The 22105-nt window shown below is 44.5% G+C and carries 19 protein-coding genes and 1 tRNA gene; 12 read left to right on the forward strand and 8 right to left on the reverse strand.

Features of this window, described 5'->3' with window-relative positions:
* Positions 1 to 78 precede the first annotated feature (78 nt).
* Positions 79 to 879, forward strand: a complete 801-nt coding sequence (locus tag R7Q48_RS20200; RefSeq protein ID WP_104975633.1) for a glycosyl hydrolase 2 galactose-binding domain-containing protein — start codon at positions 79 to 81, stop codon at positions 877 to 879.
* Between the two features lie 19 nt (positions 880 to 898).
* On the opposite strand, the gene R7Q48_RS20205 is transcribed toward R7Q48_RS20200, so the two are convergent.
* The 5 genes from R7Q48_RS20205 to pepA form a co-directional block, all read right to left on the reverse strand.
* Complete coding sequence (locus tag R7Q48_RS20205) at positions 899 to 1804, reverse strand: bifunctional helix-turn-helix transcriptional regulator/GNAT family N-acetyltransferase (RefSeq protein WP_137282382.1); 906 nt, start codon at positions 1802 to 1804, stop codon at positions 899 to 901.
* Between the two features lie 115 nt (positions 1805 to 1919).
* Complete coding sequence (locus R7Q48_RS20210) at positions 1920 to 2324, reverse strand: DUF2061 domain-containing protein (protein ID WP_137282381.1); 405 nt, start codon at positions 2322 to 2324, stop codon at positions 1920 to 1922.
* A 202-nt stretch (positions 2325 to 2526) separates the two neighbouring features.
* A complete protein-coding gene (locus R7Q48_RS20215) occupies positions 2527 to 5385 on the reverse strand; it encodes a valine--tRNA ligase (RefSeq protein ID WP_025767623.1) in 2859 nt (952 codons plus the stop codon).
* A gap of 96 nt (positions 5386 to 5481) precedes the next feature.
* Positions 5482 to 5931 carry a DNA polymerase III subunit chi gene (locus tag R7Q48_RS20220; RefSeq protein WP_031777270.1) on the reverse strand — a complete coding sequence of 150 codons (450 nt, stop codon included), beginning with the start codon at positions 5929 to 5931 and terminating at the stop codon, positions 5482 to 5484.
* Between the two features lie 115 nt (positions 5932 to 6046).
* Entirely contained in the window at positions 6047 to 7555 is a 1509-nt protein-coding gene (gene pepA, locus R7Q48_RS20225) for a leucyl aminopeptidase (RefSeq protein ID WP_005381073.1), read from the reverse strand.
* Positions 7556 to 7755: 200 nt separating this feature from the next.
* Here pepA and lptF point away from each other — a divergent pair, with 200 nt between their 5' ends.
* Positions 7756 to 8856 (forward strand): LPS export ABC transporter permease LptF, encoded by a 1101-nt coding sequence (gene lptF / locus R7Q48_RS20230; RefSeq protein ID WP_167415467.1) that lies wholly within the window; start codon positions 7756 to 7758, stop codon positions 8854 to 8856.
* A gap of 3 nt (positions 8857 to 8859) precedes the next feature.
* Positions 8860 to 9930, forward strand: coding sequence for an LPS export ABC transporter permease LptG (gene lptG, locus R7Q48_RS20235; protein ID WP_005381071.1), 1071 nt, complete (start codon positions 8860 to 8862; stop codon positions 9928 to 9930).
* A gap of 86 nt (positions 9931 to 10016) precedes the next feature.
* Here the strand turns inward: lptG and R7Q48_RS20240 are convergent, their stop codons facing one another.
* Both R7Q48_RS20240 and R7Q48_RS20245 read right to left on the reverse strand, forming a co-directional pair.
* On the reverse strand, positions 10017 to 10496 hold the full coding sequence (locus R7Q48_RS20240) for an RDD family protein (protein WP_005381070.1): 480 nt from the start codon (positions 10494 to 10496) through the stop codon (positions 10017 to 10019).
* Between the two features lie 184 nt (positions 10497 to 10680).
* Positions 10681 to 11949, reverse strand: a complete 1269-nt coding sequence (locus tag R7Q48_RS20245; protein WP_318132423.1) for a DUF2254 domain-containing protein — start codon at positions 11947 to 11949, stop codon at positions 10681 to 10683.
* Between the two features lie 227 nt (positions 11950 to 12176).
* Here R7Q48_RS20245 and R7Q48_RS20250 point away from each other — a divergent pair, with 227 nt between their 5' ends.
* Positions 12177 to 12842 carry an SDR family NAD(P)-dependent oxidoreductase gene (locus R7Q48_RS20250; RefSeq protein ID WP_256903338.1) on the forward strand — a complete coding sequence of 222 codons (666 nt, stop codon included), beginning with the start codon at positions 12177 to 12179 and terminating at the stop codon, positions 12840 to 12842.
* Positions 12843 to 13032: 190 nt separating this feature from the next.
* Positions 13033 to 13117 (forward strand) — tRNA-Leu (locus R7Q48_RS20255).
* A 246-nt stretch (positions 13118 to 13363) separates the two neighbouring features.
* Here R7Q48_RS20255 and R7Q48_RS20260 read toward each other — a convergent pair.
* Positions 13364 to 14647 (reverse strand): carbohydrate-binding protein, encoded by a 1284-nt coding sequence (locus tag R7Q48_RS20260; RefSeq protein WP_005381066.1) that lies wholly within the window; start codon positions 14645 to 14647, stop codon positions 13364 to 13366.
* 247 nt (positions 14648 to 14894) lie between these two features.
* Between R7Q48_RS20260 and R7Q48_RS20265 the strand changes: the two genes are divergently transcribed.
* From R7Q48_RS20265 to R7Q48_RS20295, 7 genes are all read left to right on the forward strand, one after another.
* Complete coding sequence (locus R7Q48_RS20265; RefSeq protein ID WP_025767645.1) at positions 14895 to 15200, forward strand: PTS sugar transporter subunit IIB; 306 nt, start codon at positions 14895 to 14897, stop codon at positions 15198 to 15200.
* Positions 15201 to 15288: 88 nt separating this feature from the next.
* Complete coding sequence (locus R7Q48_RS20270) at positions 15289 to 16623, forward strand: PTS sugar transporter subunit IIC (RefSeq protein ID WP_005381064.1); 1335 nt, start codon at positions 15289 to 15291, stop codon at positions 16621 to 16623.
* A 51-nt stretch (positions 16624 to 16674) separates the two neighbouring features.
* On the forward strand, positions 16675 to 16986 hold the full coding sequence (locus R7Q48_RS20275; RefSeq protein WP_031777269.1) for a PTS lactose/cellobiose transporter subunit IIA: 312 nt from the start codon (positions 16675 to 16677) through the stop codon (positions 16984 to 16986).
* A gap of 12 nt (positions 16987 to 16998) precedes the next feature.
* On the forward strand, positions 16999 to 18321 hold the full coding sequence (locus tag R7Q48_RS20280; RefSeq protein WP_005381048.1) for a 6-phospho-beta-glucosidase: 1323 nt from the start codon (positions 16999 to 17001) through the stop codon (positions 18319 to 18321).
* A gap of 18 nt (positions 18322 to 18339) precedes the next feature.
* Complete coding sequence (gene chbG / locus R7Q48_RS20285; RefSeq protein WP_054579416.1) at positions 18340 to 19095, forward strand: chitin disaccharide deacetylase; 756 nt, start codon at positions 18340 to 18342, stop codon at positions 19093 to 19095.
* 104 nt (positions 19096 to 19199) lie between these two features.
* Positions 19200 to 20198 (forward strand): LacI family DNA-binding transcriptional regulator, encoded by a 999-nt coding sequence (locus R7Q48_RS20290; RefSeq protein ID WP_005381031.1) that lies wholly within the window; start codon positions 19200 to 19202, stop codon positions 20196 to 20198.
* Between the two features lie 130 nt (positions 20199 to 20328).
* Positions 20329 to 21582, forward strand: coding sequence for an HD-GYP domain-containing protein (locus tag R7Q48_RS20295; protein WP_005381029.1), 1254 nt, complete (start codon positions 20329 to 20331; stop codon positions 21580 to 21582).
* Positions 21583 to 22105: the final 523 nt, after the last annotated feature.

A 22105-nucleotide genomic window follows, 5' to 3' on the forward strand; every position in this document is an offset into this window, starting at 1 on the left:
GACGATAAATAATTCACATTGAGTTTATAGGGGATTTCTCCCTATAATGCGTGAAAATTGATCTAGCTCAAGGTGTATATGCAACTCTCACTCGCCGGTTTATGGCAAGTCTCTCCACTGACGGACCTTTCTATCCCACAGGATGACATTACTTTCCCTGCTCCTTTGAGTCAGGTATTGCCAGCTGAACTGACAGAAGAAGCAATTCGTCAGCAAGAGTGGCACCTGATGCATGACATTGAAGTGGACGAATCCATGATGGCATTCCCAGCGGTAGAAATGGTGTTGGGTGGTGTGGATTACCATGCAGAAGTGCGTTTGAACGGAGTAGCATTGTTTGACTGTGACGGTTCTCAAAATGTCTACAAGAAAGACATTCGCCCGTTCATGCAGATGGGGCGCAACCGTTTTGAGATCCTATTCCTTGAGGAAGAAGAAGATCTTCTGTTGGATGAGGATAAACCGGAGTTGTGTTCACTTGCAGATCATGAATACCAAAAGAGTGACGAGCGCTTAGGGGTATGGCAAGAACCGTATCTGCAGTTCATTCGCAATGTACGTTTAGACCGCGTGGCAACCGAGCAGATTTGGCACCACGGTGGTGGTTGCGAGTTTAAAGTAGACTTGTACTATCAAACTTTTGCGCCGGGTCTGGTCTCTGCATCGGTTAAGTTTAATGGTATGACTTACCATATTCCTATTGATGTCCGAGCGGAGCATGCGAGCGCTTTATTCCAGATCGAAGCGCCAAAGTATGCCGATCTTACTGATCCTGATCCAAGTGATCTCTACCAGTTGTCTGTTGAGTTGGATGGGCAGCACCAAAACTTCACTGTTGCCTTGAGCCAGGAGCTTTGTGTTACCCATGTTGTGCTTTAACTCTTAGTAATGCTCTTTATTACAGTGTTTTAAGCATCACTACTTCACATGCATCATGCCCTGTTTGTCCAAGCGGGGTATCGAGATGCTCAAAGCCTAGCTTTTCATACAAGCTTACCGCTTCTCTCAGACATTCAGTTGTCTCTAAATAGCACTGCTGATACCCAAATTGTTTCGCCAATTGTAAGCTCAATGCGACGATGCGTTTGGCTAAACCGTGCCCTCGTGTTTGAGGTAAGAAGTACATCTTTTGTAGTTCACACACATTTGGCTCGCCAGCTAAAGGGGCAAAGCCACCGCCACCAACGATCTCTCCGCGATGTTCAATGACCCAGTAGGCGGCCCCGCATTGATTGTAAACCGAATACATATCATCAAGCGTTGGATCGGCCACACCATAACCTTTGTCTGCGGTTAAGCCGTATTCTGCAGAGACTTTACGAATCACATCTGCGACTTGCGGGTTGTCTGCTTTAGTAAGAGGTCGAAGAACGTATTCCTCAGCCTGACACACTTTTGTTAGCCCTTTTAGGTAAGTCTCTAGACCAAGTTTGAGTTGCTCTTGCTCGCTGTCATCGAGTTGGGTAAGCAGCTGTTCAAAGAAGTGGTTTTGCTGTTGGTCCAATTGCGATAACGCCTGTTGGCCTTGCTCTGTAATCGCTACGAGTTGACTACGTTTGTCTTTTGGGTTTTCGATGCTCTCGACCAAACCTAATTTAATCAAACCAGTAACGGTTCGGCTCGCGTTGGACTTGTCGACATTAAGCTGCTGTGCCAGCTGATTGATGGTCAATGGCTGCAATTGGATTTCACCCAATGCGTGCGCTTGCACTGGAGTGAGAGCGACATCGCCGCATTGTTTATCAAGCATACCAAGCAATCGGACGGCTTGACGGGAGTAGTGTCGAAGTTGACGAGCGTTCATTATCACTTACCTCTAAAAATAAAGTTGCGCATCGCAATTAAATTAATTGCGGTGCGCAACCTTGTCAATGGTAAATGTCATTTTTCTCGTTAGGAGACGTAGTGAGCCTCCATGTTTAAGCGTGGTGATGTAAACAAAACTGCGGTGCTGGAGCTTTTTCTGATGATTTACGCATCCATACTTTCTCGTGGAAGTAGTAAACCACCGTGTTCAAACTCGGCTCTAGCATCGCCATTACGCCGCCGACGAATGCATCACCTGTTAGTAAGTAAACCACGGTAAAAGCGACGCTGAAGTGCACGGTCGCAAAGCTTGCGGTTTTTAATTTGGTCATCCACTGACGAGCTTTAAGTGCTGGGACTTTTGCCCATGCCTTTTCATGAAAGTAGAAGGCTACGGTGTTCACTGAAGGCTCAATCATGGCAATTAAACTACCAATTAGAATGTCGCCTGTGAGTACGTAAGCGACACTAAATGCGATAGTAAAATGCAGTGCTGCGAAAGTTAGTGTCTTTTTCATGATAATTACTCAATCGTGTTTGTTTCGATGAGTTCATTATCGATAATAATTCTCATTAATGCTAATGGATGATGAGTATTGTTGCGATAGGGGAAAGCTATTGATGATGGTTTTTGGTGAAAGATATACAAAAAAGGTTGACCATGATGGCCAACCTTTGGATTCAAAGTGAGAAGTGTTAATTCTTCTCTTTCACGGAGGCTTAAAGTGCAGCGATCGTTGTCTTCTGCTCTTCTAGCTTAGCTAGTGTCTCTTTGTAGCCTTCAAGCTTCTCACGCTCTTTAGCAACAACAGCTTCAGGTGCTTTCGCTACAAAGCCTTCGTTGCCAAGTTTGCCTTCGATACGCTTGATTTCGCCGTGCGTCTTCTTGATTTCGCCATCTAGACGAGCAAGCTCTGCATCTTTGTCGATCAAACCCGCCATTGGGATCATCAGCTCAGACTTGCCAACCAGTGCCGTTGCACACGCTGGAGTTTGTTCGCCAGCTTCAAGCACGCGTACTGCTTCTAGCTTCGCTAGTGACATCAGTACTTGCTTGCTTGCTTCTAGACGAGAGGCATCTTCTGCATTTGCTGCTTTCAGCATAACGTCAAGCGGCTTACCAGGGTTGATGTCGTATTCAGCACGTAGGTTACGGATGCTGGTAATGAACGCCTTCACCCATTCGATATCATCTAGCGCTTCTTGGTTGAAGTTTGCTTCGTCGAATTGAGGCAGTGCTTGAAGCATGATTGTCTCACCTTCTACACCTTCAACTAGTGGCTTGATGCTTTGCCAGATAGTTTCAGTGATGTAAGGAATCACAGGATGAGCCAGACGTAGAGTCTTCTCAAGTACCGTGATTAGTGTACGGCGAGTACCACGCTGTTGCGCTTCAGTACCTTTCCATAGAACGGGTTTAGTTAGCTCTAGGTACCAGTCACAGAATTGGTTCCAGATGAATTCGTAAAGCGTGTTCGCAGCCATATCTAGACGGAAGTTGTCGATATGGTTGTTGAATGCTTTCGCTGCAAGTTCAAACTGAGACTCGATCCATTTGTCTGCTAGTGAGTATTCAATCTCACCACCGTTGAAGCCACAATCTTGCTCTTCTGTGTTCATCATTACGTAACGGCTTGCGTTCCATAGTTTGTTACAGAAGTTACGGTAACCCTCAAGACGCTTCATATCCCAGTTGATATCACGACCTGTTGATGCCATTGCTGCAAGAGTGAAACGCAGTGCGTCTGTACCGTATGCTTCGATACCGTTTTCAAACGTCTTACGAGTGTTCTTCTCGATCTTCTTCGCTAGTTGAGGCTGCATCATGTTGCCACAACGCTTCTCTACGAGAGACTCTAGGTCGATACCATCAATCATGTCGATTGGGTCAAGTACGTTACCTTTCGACTTGGACATCTTGTCGCCGTTTTCGTCACGGATTAGACCAGTAACGTAAACCGTCTTAAATGGTACTTGTGGCTTGCCGTTTTCGTCTTTCACGAAGTGCATGGTCATCATGATCATGCGCGCAACCCAGAAGAAGATGATGTCGAAACCAGTTACTAGTACGTCTGAAGGGTGGAATACTTTCAGATCGTCAGTTTGCTCTGGCCAACCTTGAGTACCGAACGTCCATAGTGCAGAAGAGAACCACGTATCCAGTACGTCTTCGTCTTGGTGAAGTTCAATGACTGACTCTAGGTTGTTGTTCTTACGAACTTCTTCTTCAGTGCGACCTACGTAAACATTACCTTGGTTGTCGTACCAAGCTGGGATGCGGTGACCCCACCATAGCTGACGAGAGATACACCAGTCTTGAACGTCACGCATCCAAGAGAAGTACATGTTTTCGTATTGCTTAGGAACGAATTGGATGTCGCCGTTTTCTACTGCTTCAACTGCGGTTTTCGCTAGAGGCGCAGTACGCACGTACCATTGGTCAGTTAGCATTGGTTCGATAACCACGCCACCACGGTCGCCGTAAGGAACTTGTAGATCGTGATCTTTCACTTCTTCAAGTAGGCCTAGCTCGTCGAATTCAGCAACGATAGCTTTACGAGCGGCAAAACGCTCCATACCGTGGTATTTAGCTGGTAGCTCAGTGCTGTAAGCGTCGCTTGCTTCGCCGTTAGTGTTGAATACTTCTGCTGAGTCGCGGATGTTCGCGTCGAAAGTCAGAATGTTGATCATTGGTAGCTGGTGGCGCTTACCTACTTCGTAGTCGTTGAAGTCGTGCGCAGGTGTGATTTTCACACAGCCAGTACCTTTTTCCATATCTGCGTGCTCATCGCCCACGATTGGGATGCGACGATCAACGATAGGAAGGATGATTTCTTTACCGATAAGATCTTTGTAACGTGGATCTTCTGGGTTAACTGCAACACCCGTATCGCCTAGCACGGTCTCTGGACGAGTCGTTGCAACAACGATGTAGTCTTTGCCATCCGCTGTTTTTGCGCCATCTGCTAGTGGGTAGCGGAAGTGCCACATGTGGCCTTTAGTGTCTTTGTTCTCTACTTCTAGATCTGAAATCGCTGTGTGTAGCTTTGGATCCCAGTTAACTAGACGCTTACCGCGGTAGATTAGATCGTCTTCGTATAGACGTACGAACACTTCTTGAACGGCGTTAGATAGACCATCGTCCATCGTGAAGCGTTCACGATCCCAGTCTACAGATGCGCCAAGACGACGAAGCTGCTTAGTGATAGTGCCGCCAGATTCGCCTTTCCATTCCCAGATTTTGTCGATGAAAGCTTCACGACCGTAATCGTGTTTTGTTTTGCCTTCTTCTGCAGCGATCTTACGCTCAACAACCATCTGAGTTGCGATACCAGCGTGGTCAGTACCTACTTGCCAAAGGGTGTTTTTACCCTTCATACGTTCACAACGGATAAGCGTATCCATGATCGTATCTTGGAACGCGTGGCCCATGTGTAGGCTACCAGTGACGTTCGGTGGCGGGATCATGATGCTGTATGATTCTTTAGTAGTGTCACCGTGTGGCTTAAAGTAGCCTTTCTCTTCCCAAGTCTGATACAGAGCTTGTTCGATTGAAGTTGGGTTGTATGTCTTTTCCATAGCGCTCTTTTAATGGATACGTTGATGGTTGAATCTTAGTCAATCTTTATAAGTGAGGGATCTTAACAAGATCGCCTTAACTATAAGGATTGACCGTTAAGGATATTGAATTTCGATCGTTTGCAGCTGGTAACCTGCTTGACGGTAAATTTTATATCTTTCTCTTGCGAGTTGTTTAGCTTTTTCTTCGCAGGGCACGAAGTCTACCACTTGAGCAAACTTGTTCGCAAAGGTTGTCTCATTTTCCGCCAAATTAATTACCAGCTGACGGTTCCAATTAGGTTTTACACCTTCATGGCCGATTTCAATATTGGTGGCGTATTTCGGTCCCTCGCCTACGAGGTTATGTGCCATGAACTTGTCTGCATCAACTTGCCAAAAGGCTTCAGCGAGCTGCTCGGCGTGTGGTTTGTCTTGGCAGTTTAAATACACTTTAGCGCCTTGGCGAGCAAAGTGCTGAGCCAAAAACACGATGTATTCTTCAAAGCCAGCCACCGTTGCTTGCGGGCTCTCTTCGTTAATGATGTAGAAGGTTGCAGTTTGCATCATTCTCTCACTTGCCTTGGGTCTCTTCCTAAGACCATCTTAAGTCCCACTTTCATTTTAGAAAATTAGGATAATAAAAAAGGGCCTTGCGGCCCTTTTAGATTCTGTTCAGAAATTACTCTTCTGTCTCTTGGCCGCTGCGGTTCAAAAGGAATTGGACAAGCATTGAGACAGGACGGCCCGTTGAGCCTTTCGCTGCGCCTGATTTCCACGCGGTACCTGCGATATCGACGTGTGCCCAGTTGTACTTCTTCGCGAACTTAGATAAGAAGCAACCCGCAGTAATTGTGCCACCAGGGCGACCACCAATGTTTGCCATATCCGCAAACGGGCTTTTCAACTGTTCGTGGTACTCGTCTGCCATTGGTAGACGCCATGCACGGTCACTCGCTTGCTCAGAAGCGTTTACTAGCTCATGAGAAAGAGGGTTGTGGTTAGAGATTACGCCGCTGATATGGTGGCCTAGTGCGATAACACAAGCACCAGTTAGCGTTGCAACGTCAACCACGCAGTCTGGTTCGAAACGCTCTACGTAAGTCAGTGCGTCACAAAGAACAAGACGGCCTTCAGCATCCGTGTTCAGAACTTCTACAGTTTGACCAGACATGGTCGTTAGGATGTCACCTGGACGGTAAGCGTTGCTGCCAGGCATGTTTTCACAGCCCGCTAGAACACCAATAACGTTGATTGGTAGGTTTAGCTTCGCTAGCGCTTTCATTGTACCGAATACCGATGCCGCACCACACATGTCGTACTTCATCTCATCCATACCTTCGCCCGGCTTTAGAGAGATACCGCCTGAGTCGAAGGTTAGACCTTTACCTACGAGCACAATCGGTTTTGCATCTGAGTCAGGGTTACCTTTGTACTCGATGATAGACATCATAGATTCGTTTTTAGAACCACGGCCTACTGCTAGGTAAGAGGTCATACCCAGCTTTTCCATCTCTTGCTCACCAATAATTTTGGTGGTTACAGTTTCGTAATCGTCCGCTAGACGACGAGCTTGAGAAGCAAGGTAAGCTGGATTAGCTACGTTTGGCGGCATGTTGCCAAGGTCTTTTGAGGCTTTGACACCTGATGCGATAGCAAGACCATGAGTGATTGCTTTTTCACCCAAGTTCAATTCACGACGCGTTGGTACGTTGAAAACAAGCTTGCGCAGTGGGCGGCGAGTCTCAGGTTTCACGCTCTTGAATTGATTAAATGTGTATAGACCATCTTTAGTCGCTTCTACAGCCTGGCGCACTTTCCAGTATGTATCACGACCCTTAACATGCAGTTCAGTTAGGAAACATACCGCTTCCATTGAGCCTGTCTCGTTAAGTGTGCTGATCGTCTTTTGAATGATTTCCTTGTACTGGCGCTCGCCAAGTTCACGCTCTTTGCCGCAACCGACAAGTAAAACGCGCTCTGACAAAACACCTGGTACTTGATGCAGTAGCAGCATCTGACCAGGTTTACCCTCTAGATCACCACGGCGAAGTAGTGAACTGATGTAACCGTCACTGATTTTATCAAGTTGTTCGGCTACTGGAGAAAGGCGACGTGGTTCAAACACACCAACAACGATACATGCGCTACGTTGTTTCTCTGGACTGCCACTTTTTACACTGAACTCCATGCGTACTCCTACATCCTGAAGACAAATTGCTCTAAATGTTAGATAATGATCGCTTACTTGTTGAATTTTAGCTCCAGGCTTACATGCAGAGCTGATTAAGCGACTAACATCTAGTTTATAATTTTTAAAAAAATAAATGGTTCAACGGGAAACTATAGTGATTCGACCAAAAAAACAAGTTTTGTATAGGTAATTTCAGCGTGATTATTGTTAGATATTTGATCCGCGAAACACTCAAGAGCCAATTTGCGATTTTTTTCGTACTTTTTTTGGTGTTTGTAAGCCAGAAATTCATAAGTGTTCTTGCTGATGCTTCTGATGGGGATATTCCTGCTGGATTGATTTTCTCGATTGTTGGTTTGAACATGCCAGCAATGGGTCTGTTAATGCTGCCTTTAAGTCTGTATATCGGCATATTGATCACATTTGGTCGTCTGTATGCAGAGAGCGAAATTGTCGTAATGAACGCGACAGGTATTGGTAATAAATTCTTGGTTCAAGCGGCCTTATACCTAGCGTTGATTACTTCAGCGGTGGCGGCTTTCAATGCGTTGTGGCTATCGCCGTGGTCTCAAGACCGCGTTGAGCAGCTTTATGAGCAGGTAGCGTCAGAAAACAGCGTTGACCTACTTAAAAAAGGTCAGTTCCAAGGTACACCAGACGGTTCATCGGTTGTGTTCATCGATGACATTAAAGACAATACCTTGAGCAACGTTTTTGTTGCGCAGATGCGCCCTCGAGATTCGGTGTTACCGAGTGTGATGTTCTCATCTTCTGGTGAGGTAAAAGAGCTTTCGGACGGTCGTCAGATCATCACTATGAAAGAAGGTACGCGTTATGAAGGTGTGCCTACTCGCGTTGAATATATGATCACGAAATTCGATGAATACGAAGGTGTTATCGGCCAACGTGAGGTCAAAAAGAAAGGGCGAGACTGGGAAGCATTCCCAACGGTTGACTTGATAGGTCACCCAGATCCAGAGGCGCAAGCGGAGCTACAATGGCGAATTTCGTTATTTGTGTGTATTCCACTCTTAACGATGCTCGTTATTCCTTTGTCTGCGGTGAATCCGCGTCAGGGACGGTTTGCCAAAATGGGGCCTGCGATTCTGATCTACCTAGCGTATTTCTTGGCGATCAGTGCAACCAAATCTGCATTAGAAGATGGTGACATCCCGGCTGCTATTGGTATGTGGCCAATCAATGCGATGTTGCTGATTGTTGCTATCATGGCGAATATGATGGACAGCGTTGCTGCTAGACGAATAAAAGACAAATTCCGCAAGAAGAGGCTCGCGTAAGCTGTGTTCAAAATCTTAGACCTTTACATCGGTAGAACCATCATCTCTACCACTGCCTTGGTTTTAGCGACGTTTGTTGGCTTATCAGGCATCATCAAATATGTAGAACAGCTACGTAAAGTAGGGCGAGGTGTGTACGACCTCACTCATGCGTTGTACTTTGTGTTACTCAGTGTGCCGCGTGATATCGAAATGTTCTTTCCAATGGCGGCATTACTCGGTGCCCTGATCGGCTTAGGTATGTTGGCTTCAAGCTCTGAGTTGGTGGTGATGCAAGCTGCTGGTTTCTCTAAGCTGGATATCGGGTTATCGGTACTAAAAACGGCCGTCCCGCTCATGATTGTCGTTATGGCGTTAGGTCAATGGGGCGCTCCTGAGGCCCAGAAGATGGCCCGTGACTTACGTGCGTTTGCGATATCAGGTGGTAGCATTGTGTCTGTGCGCTCAGGTGTGTGGGCTCGTGACGCAAACGACTTTATCTTTATAGGTAAAGTCGAAGACGACAAGCTTTATGCTTTAAATATGTGGCGTTTTGATGATGATAAGAATCTACAAAAAGTTATTTTCGCCGAAGAAGTCGACTACCAACAAGATAACAACTGGCTGATGCGCTACGTACAAATTACCGATATGGAAAATGAAAACGTAATTTCGAAGCAAGACATCGAACAGATGGAGTGGCACACTTCTTTGGCACCAGATAAGCTAGCAGTGGTGACTGTGAAGCCAGAAGAACTGTCACTGAGCGGTTTGTATGATTATGTGACTTACCTAAAAGCGTCGGAACAAGATGCATCTCGCTATGAGTTGGCATTTTGGCGTAAGTTGACTCAGCCGCTTTCAATTGCTGTGATGATGTTAATGGCGCTATCTTTTGTTTTCGGTCCACTCAGAAGCGTGACCATGGGGGCAAGGGTATTGTCGGGCGTGGTTGCCGGGTTTACTTTTTACATATCCAGTGAGTTCTTTGGCCCATTAAGCTTGGTGTATGGCATATCCCCAGTGTTTGGTGCTTTGGCCCCGAGTTTGGTGTTCTTAGCTATTGCGATTGCACTACTACGAAGAAAGCTATAACTGAAGCATCATCGAATAAACCAAGTTTTACCGAACCAAATGTAAAGGAAGGCATTACGCCTTCCTTTTTTGTGTTCCTAGACAAGTTAGTTTGCCTTAGGTAATACAACAACCTCTGTTTTGGCCCAAATGTCGTGGAAACCACGTTTCTTCGGATCAATCGGTACAGTCAAATTTGCCAAGCCAAAGCCAGATGTCGAAATACGAATCAGAGCTTGAGTTACCGTAATTGGTGCTCCGTCTTTGGCATTGCGAACTCGAAGCTTCCAAGCGCGCATCCCAAGAGTTTGTCCTGCTCGCGTCCAGAAGAACACAAAGAAATATATCCACACACCCGCAAGATAAAGTGTAAATAGAGGGCTCAATACAGGGTGCTTTCCGAGCATATCTGCGGCATCAGCGTACTCGCCATAGCTCAACAATCCTGCTGCATTTAGTGCAAACACAACGGCCATAACAATACCAGCGGCCATCATTTCAATTGCGATAATAATCAATGTGTCGTAAATCAACGCTGCAAGTCGACGAAAGAGACCAGCAGGTGGAAGAGTTGTAGACGTTGTCATTATTCCATCACTTACCTTAAAAATTGTGCGTCAGAATATAGATTCCCTCACCAAGAGAAAAGAGACCTAACGCACAGAGTCTTTAATTGTGTATAAACGAAGTGACTTTTCTGCCCTACGTTATCAGCACATGTCATGATACACGAGGCCGTGCAGCAATATGTTTCAACTGAATTCGATTCTCTTAACCATTGGCTCTTTGGTCTGTGACCAGATTAGATAGCTGAGAGAGTTGGTGTTTCTCATCTTCGGTATAATGTTGGCTTAACGAAAGCTCTAAAGCTTTTTCTGACAGCTTGATTGCTGGTGACAAAAATAACTTAGGGTGCATACTAGAGAGAGCTAGCAAGGCCTTTTGTAGGCGAATCTGTATTTGGAGTTGCGCTGCACCATCATGTGCTATCGGCAAAAAGACATCATCAAACAAATCCTGGCAGCTCAATGCGGGCACAAATAGTCTAGGATATCGAGTTTTGGTAGGCGGCTCACTGAGTAGGTCTCCCCATAATGAAAGTGCTCGTACAGAACGCCCAAGAACGTCAATTGCGGTGCCATTATCATTTACAGCCGGAGATAGTGCTCGTGAGGCAATTTCCGCCATAACGACTAAACCAAAGCGAGGGTCCTGATCATATGAACGCTCCGTTCGAATCGTGAAGGCTGCCGTTACTTCGCTTTCGTCTGGCAACTCACCACAAACCAAAGCCAATGGTTGACCTACGTACACAAAACTTCCCGGTTGTCGCTCAAGGTAGATGGTGCATTGGTTTGCTTCAGCAATACTATCGAGGTGATGCATATCAACATGCTGTAAGTAGCCAATTTCTTGGCTCAAAATAGGTTTACTTCCTCTGGGCTTATGCTCTGGGTAGCTCCATGGGTGAGCACCTAGCCAGCGCTCTTTGCCCCGTTTTCTTATCGCATCTAACAAGGCTTGCTCTACGTATGAAGTGGTTTCACTGACCCTTCCTAGTACGGAAAGGTGCTGAATCCAACGTAGCAGAGTGAGTATGATCATCACGATTACGGCGATAGTCACGATGAATAGATAAATTTGTGCTTGTTGATGATAGGCCCCAATACCTAGCGCGATAATTCCTACCAAACTAAATAGAAAAGAGCCAAGAAAGGTTGCTAAGGCATTTTGTGTTGTGCTGTCTTCCATCAACAGTTTTGTCGCTCGCGGCGTTACCCCTGCACTAGCGGCACTGTACGCTGAGACCATAATATTGAGAGAGAATGTAGTCACTGCAAGCATGGAGGTTGCGAGGATATTTAATATGTTGTTCAACAAATCCTTGCTGACGTTGATGGCAGGGGGCAGAGTAATGAACTGGTTTAAAACAATCGACATTAAGGCGGTAGCAACAGCTAGTAATGCGTAGAGTGACGTCCGGACCCACAGTTTTCGTGTCATCTGTTTCAGTAACCACTGCCATTTTGACCCAGTCATTCTTTGCTCCTATTCAGTTCTCACTAGAAAGTCGATAGAAAATTCAGAAAGTTATTCTTGCTTAAGCATAGGTTAAATGCCCGTCGTTCTGCTTGATATTTCATGCATCACGAAAGTAAGAAAGCTGCTTGCTTCAAAGAATGGTGCTCTTGAGGTGTGAATTACAACGATTCTGTTACCTTAATTGATAGATGAATTAAAAGTATGTGATTGAAAAGAGGTAGCGCATGATTGTAATTACAGGTGCAAGTAGCGGCTTAGGGGCGGAACTAGCAAAGCGTTATGATGCGGAAGGCAAAGAGACGTATGTAATAGGAAGAAATACAGAAAAACTATCCGCACTAGCAAAACAACTCTCTCATAACGTTGGTTATCAAGCTTGCAACCTCTCATTGCACCAAAATGTGAAACAGCTCTTTGATGGGGTGAAACAGTCCCCTGAAATGGTCATTCATAGTGCGGGAAGTGGTTATTTTGGCTTACTGGAAGAGCAGGAGCCGGAAGAGATTCAAAAGTTGATTGATAACAACCTGAATTCTGCGGTTCATGTGCTAAGAGAGTTAGTAAAGCGTTACAAAGATCATCCAATAAAAGTGGTCATGATCATGTCTACAGCCGCGCAACAACCTAAAGCGCAAGAGTCTACGTATTGTGCAGTGAAATGGGCCATCAAAGGATTAATTGAGTCGGTTCGTTTGGAGCTAAAAGGAAAACCTATGAAAATTATCGCGGTTTATCCTGGTGGAATGGATACGGAATTCTGGAAAACAAGCGGCAATACGATGGACACGAGTCACTTCATGCAAGCAGAAGATGCCGCAGAGATGCTCCATAATGCGTTGTCGAGCATTGGGAATGGTTATGTTTCTGATATTACAGTGAATAGAACTTAAAAAGAGTTTCGTATACTCATTTTCATCTGGAAGAGTAGTAGAAAATGGAGCGTACGTTTCTTATGAGTACAGCTTTGTCACACTTTGTGGCGAAATTATCAGCAAACGATAGTTATTTAAGGTATTTCTGCTTGCGCAGGTCAAAAGCTTACGTATAATGCCAACCATCAAAGGGCAATAGCCCAAAGATGCCGGTGTGGTGAAATTGGTATACACGACGGATTCAAAATCCGTTGCCTTCGGGCGTGGCGGTTCAAGTCCGCCCACCGGTACCATATTAGAAAGGTCGCTTTTATAGCGGCCTTTCGTCGTTTTAGGTGTTCGTAAATATCAAAAGAAAGTTAGCGTTGCCTTCGCGGTGGCGGCAGGAATGCCAGTCCAATCAACTCCGTCCACCGGTACCATATTTTAAGACAGAGCCTCGATGAAAGTCGGGGCTTTGTTGTATCTGGATCTTCAAAACAAAAAAGCGCGAGGGGTATGCCTCGCGCAAACTACTACATGGTGATAGTAGGAACAGCCTATAGAGCTGTGAACAAGGTATTTTGAGTGTTCGGAGTCCAGTCTGCTTGGGACACGTGCGGTACATCAACTAGATAACGCAAACCTTGATAAGTCACCACATCACCTTGTTTATAGGAAACATTCTGAGTCCAGTTAGTGGCTGGGTCTGCATTTGTCCAAAGGCTAGAGGTTGGAGACGGTGCCCAATCTTGTTGCGCAGTATGGTTTGTTACAGCCTGGTATACAGTACCTAGGTGTAAGACGTAATCGCCAGCGTCGTAGTTATGACCAACTTGCCAGTTCGGTGTGTAGTTATCCATTGTGTCGAAGTCATAACCCGCTTGTTTTGCTAACTGTATAAACTTAGCGAGCTTAGGTAGGTTTTGCGTTGCACCCATGCCACGCTTACCATCTTCAAATAGGAACTCGTGAGTTAATACGATAACTTTATCGGCGTGTAAAGGTGTACCACATGGGAACTCTTGAGCTTTGGAGTTGATCGGGTTAATCGTTGTTGGTGCACAAGTGTTTAACGCGGAATCCACATATCCAAGAAATGCTTCTGCTTCTGTAAGGCTGTTTGCTGGCATTTCAATGCCCCAATTTTCGGGTGCCCAGTCCACATCCCAACCGTGAGTTTGATAGCCGTTATTCGCTAGGATATTTTGAACCTCGATAGCTGCTTTTACACTGTTGGATGGGTTGGATGTATCGCATACATATCCTGGTTCCCAAGGTTTCAGGTCATCAGACGTGGCACATAACCCATCTGCTTTGAAGTCTTTCGTCACGCGCCAACCGTTGGTGTAGGGCAGTCTAGCAAACTCTGTTGCCTTGTAGTTCGGGTAGCTTGTAATGTTCGGCAAATACTTTGCTAACACAGATAAGTTTTCCGTAAACATTGAGGCATCGTAAACAGGGTCTTGATACGAGTTAAGCTGGTGGTCCCCGGTCGCATTACACTCCGCAGCACTGTTCGGTCCAAACTCATCCACGCAGTTGTGCACCATGTGATCGTAACTGTGGTTCGCAACAATATGACCAGTGTCTAATGCGAGCTTTAAGGCTTCTAGGGAACGGTCTTCATTCTCATCACCAATTCCATCTAAATGCCAAGCATTAAAGTAAAACGTCGCTTTGATATCTTCCTGGTTAAGTACTTGAATAACGTCAATAGATGCATTGATTGGTCCATCATCAAACGTTAGATAAATTGTGCCTTTAGAGTCGGTTTGAGCAAATGAGTGTTGTGATAGTGCGGCACTTACAAGCGTTGCAATAGCCAATTTATTAAATTTCATTCTCTATTCCTTTTAAGAAATTAATAACGACGTTGTCAGTAGTAAAATATTGATAATTTGAAACTTAATGTGATGTCTTAAATTATTTTATGACTTTTATCCTAGACCTAAATAATTACAAAAAAATAGGTGGTATTTTCTAAATTGGGATTGTGTTCACGAATAATGCAACCGGTTGCGCTTTTTTGTCTTGGTTATTTTTGCTACAGTTTTTGCAGGTTGAAATTTACACAACGGGAGTAAGGCTATGAAAAAGATCCTTTTATGCTGTAGCGCAGGGATGTCAACCAGTATGCTTGTTAAGAAAATGGAGCAAGCTGCTGAAAATAAAGGAATTGAATGCAAAATTGATGCGATGTCAGTGAATGCATTTGAAGATGCAATTAAAGAGTACGATGTTTGTCTTCTCGGGCCTCAAGTACGTTTTCAGCTAGAAGAGCTAAGAAAAACGGCGCAAGAGCATGGTAAAAACATTGACGCGATTTCTCCTCAGCATTATGGAATGATGAAGGGAGAGGAAGTACTAGAGCAAGCATTAGAATTAATTAACTAAACCATAGTTTTAAATTAAAAAAGATAACTGTACATCAAATATAAATATTTGATGTGGGATTCTTTTGCCTAAAATAAGGATGGATTCTATGAAGCTTTATGACGCAATTATAGGCGCAGTCGAAAAGCATATAGCCCCTATAGCAGCTAAAGTGGGGAATCAGCCCCATGTTCGCGCAATGAGAGACGGTTTTATTGTCGCAATGCCGTTTATTATTGTTGGTAGTTTCATTTTGATTTTTGCATTCCCCCCATTTGCCGAAGATACAACCTTTACTTTTGGTCGAATTTGGCTCGATTTCGCCACTACACATTTTGATACCATAATGATGCCCTACAACATGTCGATGGGGATCATGACCATTTTTGTTTCGCTGGGCGTTGCTTATAGTTTAGCGAAGGCTTACAAGATGGATGGGATCACGAGTGCTGTATTGTCACTAATGTCTTTTTTACTCATTGCAGCCCCAGCTAAAGATGGCGCGTTGTCTATGTCTCACATGGGCGGAACCGGGATCTTCACCGCAGTGATGTGTGCATTTTTCTCGGTGGAGCTCTACCGTTTTATGAAAAAGCACAATATTACGATTCGCATGCCAGAGCAGGTGCCACCGGCGATTGCGCGATCATTTGAAGTATTGCTACCAGTCTTAGCGATATTCATTACCTTATATCCACTTAGCCTTTTTGTACAAACCCAGTACGACATGCTGATTCCAGATGCTGTTATGGCTATCTTTAAACCGCTAATTAGTGCGTCTAACTCATTGCCTGCCATTATTGGCGCTTTATTGCTTTGCCAGCTGCTTTGGTTTGCGGGTATTCATGGTGCTGCAATTGTTGTTGGACTGCTTTCTCCAATCTTTTTGACCAACATTGGTGCCAACATTGAAGCCTTTGTTGCAGGTGAACCGATTCCAAACGTATTTACTCAGCCGTTCTGGGATTTTTACATCTTTATTGGCGGCTCTGGTGCAACACTTGCTCTTGTTATGCTGATGTCGTTTAGCCGTTCTGTTCACCTTAAGAGCATTGGTCGAATGAGTGCGGTGCCTGGCTTTTTCCAAATCAACGAACCTGTGATCTTCGGTAGCCCAGTTGTGATGAACCCGACCTTGTTTATCCCGTTCGTCTTCGCTCCAGTCATCAACGCTACGATTGCGTATTTTGCTGTGCATGTCGGCTTTGTGGGTATGGGTGTCGCTACAACACCTTGGACAACACCGGCACTGATAGGTGCTTCGTGGGGTAGCGGTTGGACCTTTGCGCCAGTATTGCTCGTCATTGGTTTATTAATTCTTGATCTAATCATCTACTTCCCATTCTTCAAAATGTTTGAGAAGCAAATGTTGGAGCAAGAACTACCAACGACGAAGGAAACTAAAGGTGACACGCAGCCGTCAGGCGAAGGCGTTACTGCTTAACTGTGCTTAATGGGCCGCAATTACCGCGGCCCGATTTTCGGAGAGAAAATGATGGAACAAGAATTGGTTGTAATGGAGATCATTTGCAATGCTGGTGAAGCCAGAAGTTTAAGCTACGAGGCATTGCGTTTATCTCGAGAACAAGATTTTGAAGCGGCTGATGAGAAGCTCTCTCAAGCAAGAGAGTGCATTAATAAAGCCCACTTAATACAGACTCAGCTTATTGAAGAAGATCAGGGAGAAGGGAAAGTCCCGATGACGTTAGTGATGGTGCATGCTCAAGATCACCTAATGACTACGATTTTGGCTCAAGAGATGGCTGTAGAAATCGTCGCACTGAACAAAAAAATCTCGAACAAATAAAGGGGGATGAAAATGTCTAGAGAGGCGATCAAACTTGCCATTATTGGCGGTGGTAGTAGCTATACCCCGGAATTGGTTGAAGGGGTTATTAAGCGCTTAGAATATTTACCCGTTAAGAAGATTCATTTTGTGGACATTGAGTCAGGAGCTGAGAAGCTTGAGATCATCAAAGGATTGGCTCAGCGAATGGTCGATAAAGCCGGAGCAAAAATTGAGATAAAAGCCGGTTTCGATCGCCGTGCTGCGATAAAAGATGCGGATTTTGTGATGACGCAGTTTCGTGTTGGTGGCCTTGCTGCACGCGCTAACGATGAGCGAATCCCAATCAAGTACGACGTCATCGGCCAAGAAACAACGGGCCCTGGTGGTTTTGCTAAAGCACTGCGAACCATTCCGGTCATTCTTGATATCTGTAAAGACATTGAAGAGTTGGCTCCAAACGCATGGATGCTCAATTTCACCAACCCAGCGGGTTTAGTTTCCGAAGCGGTCAGTAAGTACACCAAAGTAAAGAGTATTGGTTTATGCAATGTGCCCGTTTCAATGGAAATGATGATTGCAGAAATGATGGAGTGCGAGCCAAAAGAGCTGCAACTTGAGTTTGCTGGGTTAAACCATCTCGTGTGGGTACACAAAGCATGGCTCAATGGGGAAGATATTACTCAAACGGTATTAGAGAAAGTCGGTGATGGTGCCAACTTCAGTATGAAGAATATCTGGGAAGAGCCGTGGGATCCGGCATTTCTAAAAGCACTGGGGGCGATACCATGTCCTTATCATCGTTACTTCTACCAAACTGATGCCATGCTTGCTGAAGAGAAACAAAGTGCCGATGAAAAAGGCACTCGTGCTGAGCAGGTAATGGAAACAGAAAATGCGCTATTTAAGCTCTATCAAGATCCTACCCTCGATCATAAGCCGAAAGAGTTAGAGGAGCGGGGTGGTGCTTATTATTCTGATGCATCACTGAACCTAGTTGATTCAATTTATAACAATCGTAATAGTATTCATGTTGTTAACGTTTTAAATAATGGAGCGATCAACGGCCTACCTGACGATGCTGTGATTGAATGTAGTGCCGTGATTGGTAGCTGGGGGGCGAAACCTCTTGCGGTTGGCGAGTTGTCAAACAATATCAAAGGATTACTCCATCAAGTTAAAGCGTATGAGCAGCTAACAATAGAAGCTGCTGTCGAAGGTAATTATGACAAGGCGCTTATGGCATTAACCAATAACCCATTGGTGCCTGACATTGGCCGCGCCAAGTCAATCCTGGATGATATCCTAGCGGTGAACGCTCCGTATTTACCTCAATTTAAACTAACGACGTTGTAAGACTAAGGAAGGGCGCCGATGAAAGTCATTTTTAATGCTGATGATTTTGGTTTAACGAGAGGTGTAAATAGCGGCATCGTTAAAGCTCATCAGCAAGGTGTGGTTCATTCAACCACCATGATGGTGGGTATGGATGCTGAGCAACATGCCTTAGAACTAGCTCGCCATAATCCAGACTTGAAAATTGGCGTTCATCTTAGGTTTACAGCAGGTGTGCCTATAACGAAGCATCCTAACTTGACCAACGGCCGAGCGCACTTTATCAACTATGACGAACTTTGGAGTAAGCAGGACTTCGAAACTCAGGTCATTTATGATGAAGCAAAAGCTCAGGTGGAACATTTTTTATCGCTTGGGTTAGAGCTAAGCCACTTAGATAGCCATCATCACGCGCATACTCACCCTCAAATTTTGCCCGTTATTAAAGAAGTAGCGAATGAATACAGAGTGCCACTGCGGGGCACTGGCTTGTGTCAAGAATCGATGACAATCAGGTATATCTTTACTGATGAGTTTTATGATCAAAAAGTGAGCTTGGATGGCTTAATGGCACATCTATTGAGCTTAAAAGCTGACTATGACTTGGTTGAGGTGATGTGCCACCCGGCAGAGGCCGATCAGGCGCTTATCTTAAAGAGTGGCTATGCGCTTCAGCGAGAGCTAGAGTTACAAGTTCTTACCTCTCCCATTTTAAAAGAACAGTTAGCTCATCATGGCATAACTGTCACGGATTACTCTGAGCTTGTTTCTACCAATCAAATGGTCGGTGTATGATTAAAGGCTGCCAGCTTCGCCCCCTATAGCACCTTACGAATTGCTGGCAGCCGTTCTACACAAACGAATATTTAATAACAATTGCAGTTGGACCCAATAGCATTATGGCAAGGATTAAAGATGTAGCCGAACTCGCCGGTGTAAATCGCTCTACCGTTTCTCGAATTATTAATGGAGAGGGGAAATTTCGCGAGGAAACTCGAAAAAAAGTAGAGCAAGCTATGGCGCAATTGAATTATCGTCCTAGTGCAATTGCTCGTTCACTCGCAACCTCATCCAGTAATATGGTTGGGTTATTGGTGACTTACTATACGGGGGGCTTCTTTGGCGAGATGATGGAGCAGGTTCAGACCGAGCTGGATATTCATAAGAAGTTTTTGATTACAGCTCAAGGCCATCATTCTGCACAAGGTGAAAAAGAGGCAATTCAGCGTTTTAATGATTTACGTTGTGACGGCTATGTACTTCATAGTCGTTATTTGTCAGATGATGACTTACGTGAATTAGCTAAACAGCCAACACCTTTCGTTCTTCTGGATCGCTACGTGGAAGGAATAGAAGAGCGTTGTGTTACCTTTAACCATCATCATGCAAGCCGTATTGCCGTTGAGCACCTTTTAGCTGGTGGTCATCGAAAGATTGCTTGTATTGCCGGTCCATCCCAACGTCATAACAGTGTATTGAGAAAGCTTGGGTATATTGATGCAATGAAGGATGCTGGTATAGATATTGATGAAAGCTGGTGTGAAGAAGGGAATTATGGTCGGCAAAGTGGTTATGATGCAATGGCTGCAATTTTACAACGACACCCTGATGTGACGGCTGTCTTTTCGTGCAGTGAAGAAATGACGGTTGGCGCAATGCAGTACTTACACGAGCACAGTATTTCTGTACCAGAGCAAATCTCATTAACTAGCTTTGACAGTGTTGATCTTTGTGAAAGTCTTTACCCTACAGTATCAGCAGTGCACTTTCCTATCAGTGACATGGCCCGTGTAGCGGTACAAACGTTAATGGGGCTAGTCAAAGATCAAGAAGTAATAGACAAGCCAGTGTTCGAGGCCAAGCTTAAAATACGCAAAGCAGATCGCTCCTTAAAGTAGCTTACTTCTATCTAATTAAGTGAGTCGCTTAGAAATAACGGTTTGATGTTTTGATAGTTACTGATGAATTTATTCACAAAATTTACTAGTATTCTAACTCTCTTAAGAAATATAAATCAGTAGTGAATAAGTGGCAGCCATTAAACTAACGGTCGATCGTATTCAACCCGGATTACATATCCGTCTTCCGCTAAAGTGGAACGATCACCCCTTTCTACTCAATAGCTTTAAGATTAAAGACCAAGAGCAAGTCGAGATGATCCGCCACCTCGGCGTAAAGTTCGTTTACTTTAATCCAGAGCAAAGCGATGCCGTTCCACTCCCTGTTGATCAAAGACAAGCTGACAGAGTAACAAATGAAGCGTCGTTAGATCATGAAACTCAAAAAATGTGGCAAGAAAAACAGAACCGCATAGAAAAGTTAAGTGCATACCGTCGACGCGTGATTCAGTGTGAAAAAGAGTTTGAGCGCTCTCTGGCACGTATGCGTTCAGTCATGACTAAAATCCGTAACCGTCCGACAGCAGCAGTTGATGAAGCAAAGCTTCTTATTGAAGATATCGTCGAGAAGTTAATGTGCGATGATAATGTTACGTTACATCTGATGAACGGAAAAAATGAGTTTGAAGATATTTATTTCCACTCATTGAACGTGGCTGTTATCTCGATGATGATTGGCCGTGCTAAAGGGTACTCAGCAGCACAGTTGAAAGAGCTTTCCTTCTCCGCACTATTCCATGATATCGGGAAAATAAAAATCCCGACTGCAATATTAAGAAAGCAACTACCTCTAACAGAGCCAGAAACCAACTACTTAAAGTTGCACACTAAATATGGCGTCGATCTTGCGAGTCAAATCGAGGCTTTTCCCGAAGTCGCGAGAATTGTGATCGCGCAGCACCATGAGCTAAGAGATGGGTCTGGTTATCCTAAAGGCCTGAAAGGAGATGAGATCAACGAGTTTGCTCAAATTATTGCTGTAGCCAATGCGTTTGATAACTTGTGTCATACACCGATAGTCTCAGATCAAAAGATTCCTTATACCGCACTCTCTCATTTATATAAGAACTGTAAACACCTATATAAAGAAGAGAACCTGAACATCCTAATTAAGTTTATGGGCGTGTTTCCTCCGGGTACCGTAGTTCAGCTTTCTAATAATATGGTCGGCCTGGTTATCTCAGTGAATGCATCGCATTTATTATTCCCGAATGTCTTGGTTTACGATCCATCAGTACCAAGGACGCAAGCGCCAATCATTGATCTTGCCTCAAAAGATATAAAGATAGTTAACGCGATTCATCCGTCAAAATTACCGGATAAAGTAAAAGAGTATCTAAATCCGCGTTCGCGTATTTCTTATTTCTTTGATAGTGATGAGTAGTTATCCACAGCTTTTTGTGGGTAAATTGTATAAATCCTGAGTGTTATTTCTGGGTAATTTTAGGGTTGGATGGAAAGTATCCATTTGGCATGTTTTTTTAGAAAAAATGCATTTTTAGTATTGCCAAAGAAAATCTTCTCCCTATAATGCGCATCCATCGACACGGCAGACGCCACAAGGCTTTAGCAGGGTCGAAGAGGTAAAAAGCTTCTACAAAAAATTAGTTTAAAAAAGTGTTTGACACTAACAACTAAATCGCTAGAATGCACCTCCGCTTTGAGAGAAAAACTTCTCGCAAAGCAAGCTCTTTAACAATATAGACCTATCAATCTGTGTGGGCACTCGTTGATGATAATCCAAATAGTTTCTTCGGAAACAATTTAGGTTTCAATGATACGAAGTGACCATTGAATCGAAAGATTCAGCACAGTCAATTCAAACATTACTTATGTAATGTTCAGTATTCATTGAGCCGAACAAAATCTTAAATTGAAGAGTTTGATCATGGCTCAGATTGAACGCT

Source organism: Vibrio sp. 378 (genome assembly GCF_033339435.1).

Coding starts and splice junctions, on each gene's coding strand:
- R7Q48_RS20200 (WP_104975633.1), top strand. CDS start 79: ATGCAACTCTCACTCGCCGGTTTATGGCAAGTCTCTCCACTGACGGAC.
- R7Q48_RS20205 (WP_137282382.1), bottom strand. CDS start 1,804: ATGAACGCTCGTCAACTTCGACACTACTCCCGTCAAGCCGTCCGATTG.
- R7Q48_RS20210 (WP_137282381.1), bottom strand. CDS start 2,324: ATGAAAAAGACACTAACTTTCGCAGCACTGCATTTTACTATCGCATTT.
- R7Q48_RS20215 (WP_025767623.1), bottom strand. CDS start 5,385: ATGGAAAAGACATACAACCCAACTTCAATCGAACAAGCTCTGTATCAG.
- R7Q48_RS20220 (WP_031777270.1), bottom strand. CDS start 5,931: ATGCAAACTGCAACCTTCTACATCATTAACGAAGAGAGCCCGCAAGCA.
- pepA (WP_005381073.1), bottom strand. CDS start 7,555: ATGGAGTTCAGTGTAAAAAGTGGCAGTCCAGAGAAACAACGTAGCGCA.
- R7Q48_RS20240 (WP_005381070.1), bottom strand. CDS start 10,496: ATGACAACGTCTACAACTCTTCCACCTGCTGGTCTCTTTCGTCGACTT.
- R7Q48_RS20245 (WP_318132423.1), bottom strand. CDS start 11,949: ATGACTGGGTCAAAATGGCAGTGGTTACTGAAACAGATGACACGAAAA.
- R7Q48_RS20250 (WP_256903338.1), top strand. CDS start 12,177: ATGATTGTAATTACAGGTGCAAGTAGCGGCTTAGGGGCGGAACTAGCA.
- R7Q48_RS20260 (WP_005381066.1), bottom strand. CDS start 14,647: ATGAAATTTAATAAATTGGCTATTGCAACGCTTGTAAGTGCCGCACTA.
- R7Q48_RS20265 (WP_025767645.1), top strand. CDS start 14,895: ATGAAAAAGATCCTTTTATGCTGTAGCGCAGGGATGTCAACCAGTATG.
- R7Q48_RS20270 (WP_005381064.1), top strand. CDS start 15,289: ATGAAGCTTTATGACGCAATTATAGGCGCAGTCGAAAAGCATATAGCC.
- R7Q48_RS20275 (WP_031777269.1), top strand. CDS start 16,675: ATGGAACAAGAATTGGTTGTAATGGAGATCATTTGCAATGCTGGTGAA.
- R7Q48_RS20280 (WP_005381048.1), top strand. CDS start 16,999: ATGTCTAGAGAGGCGATCAAACTTGCCATTATTGGCGGTGGTAGTAGC.
- chbG (WP_054579416.1), top strand. CDS start 18,340: ATGAAAGTCATTTTTAATGCTGATGATTTTGGTTTAACGAGAGGTGTA.
- R7Q48_RS20290 (WP_005381031.1), top strand. CDS start 19,200: ATGGCAAGGATTAAAGATGTAGCCGAACTCGCCGGTGTAAATCGCTCT.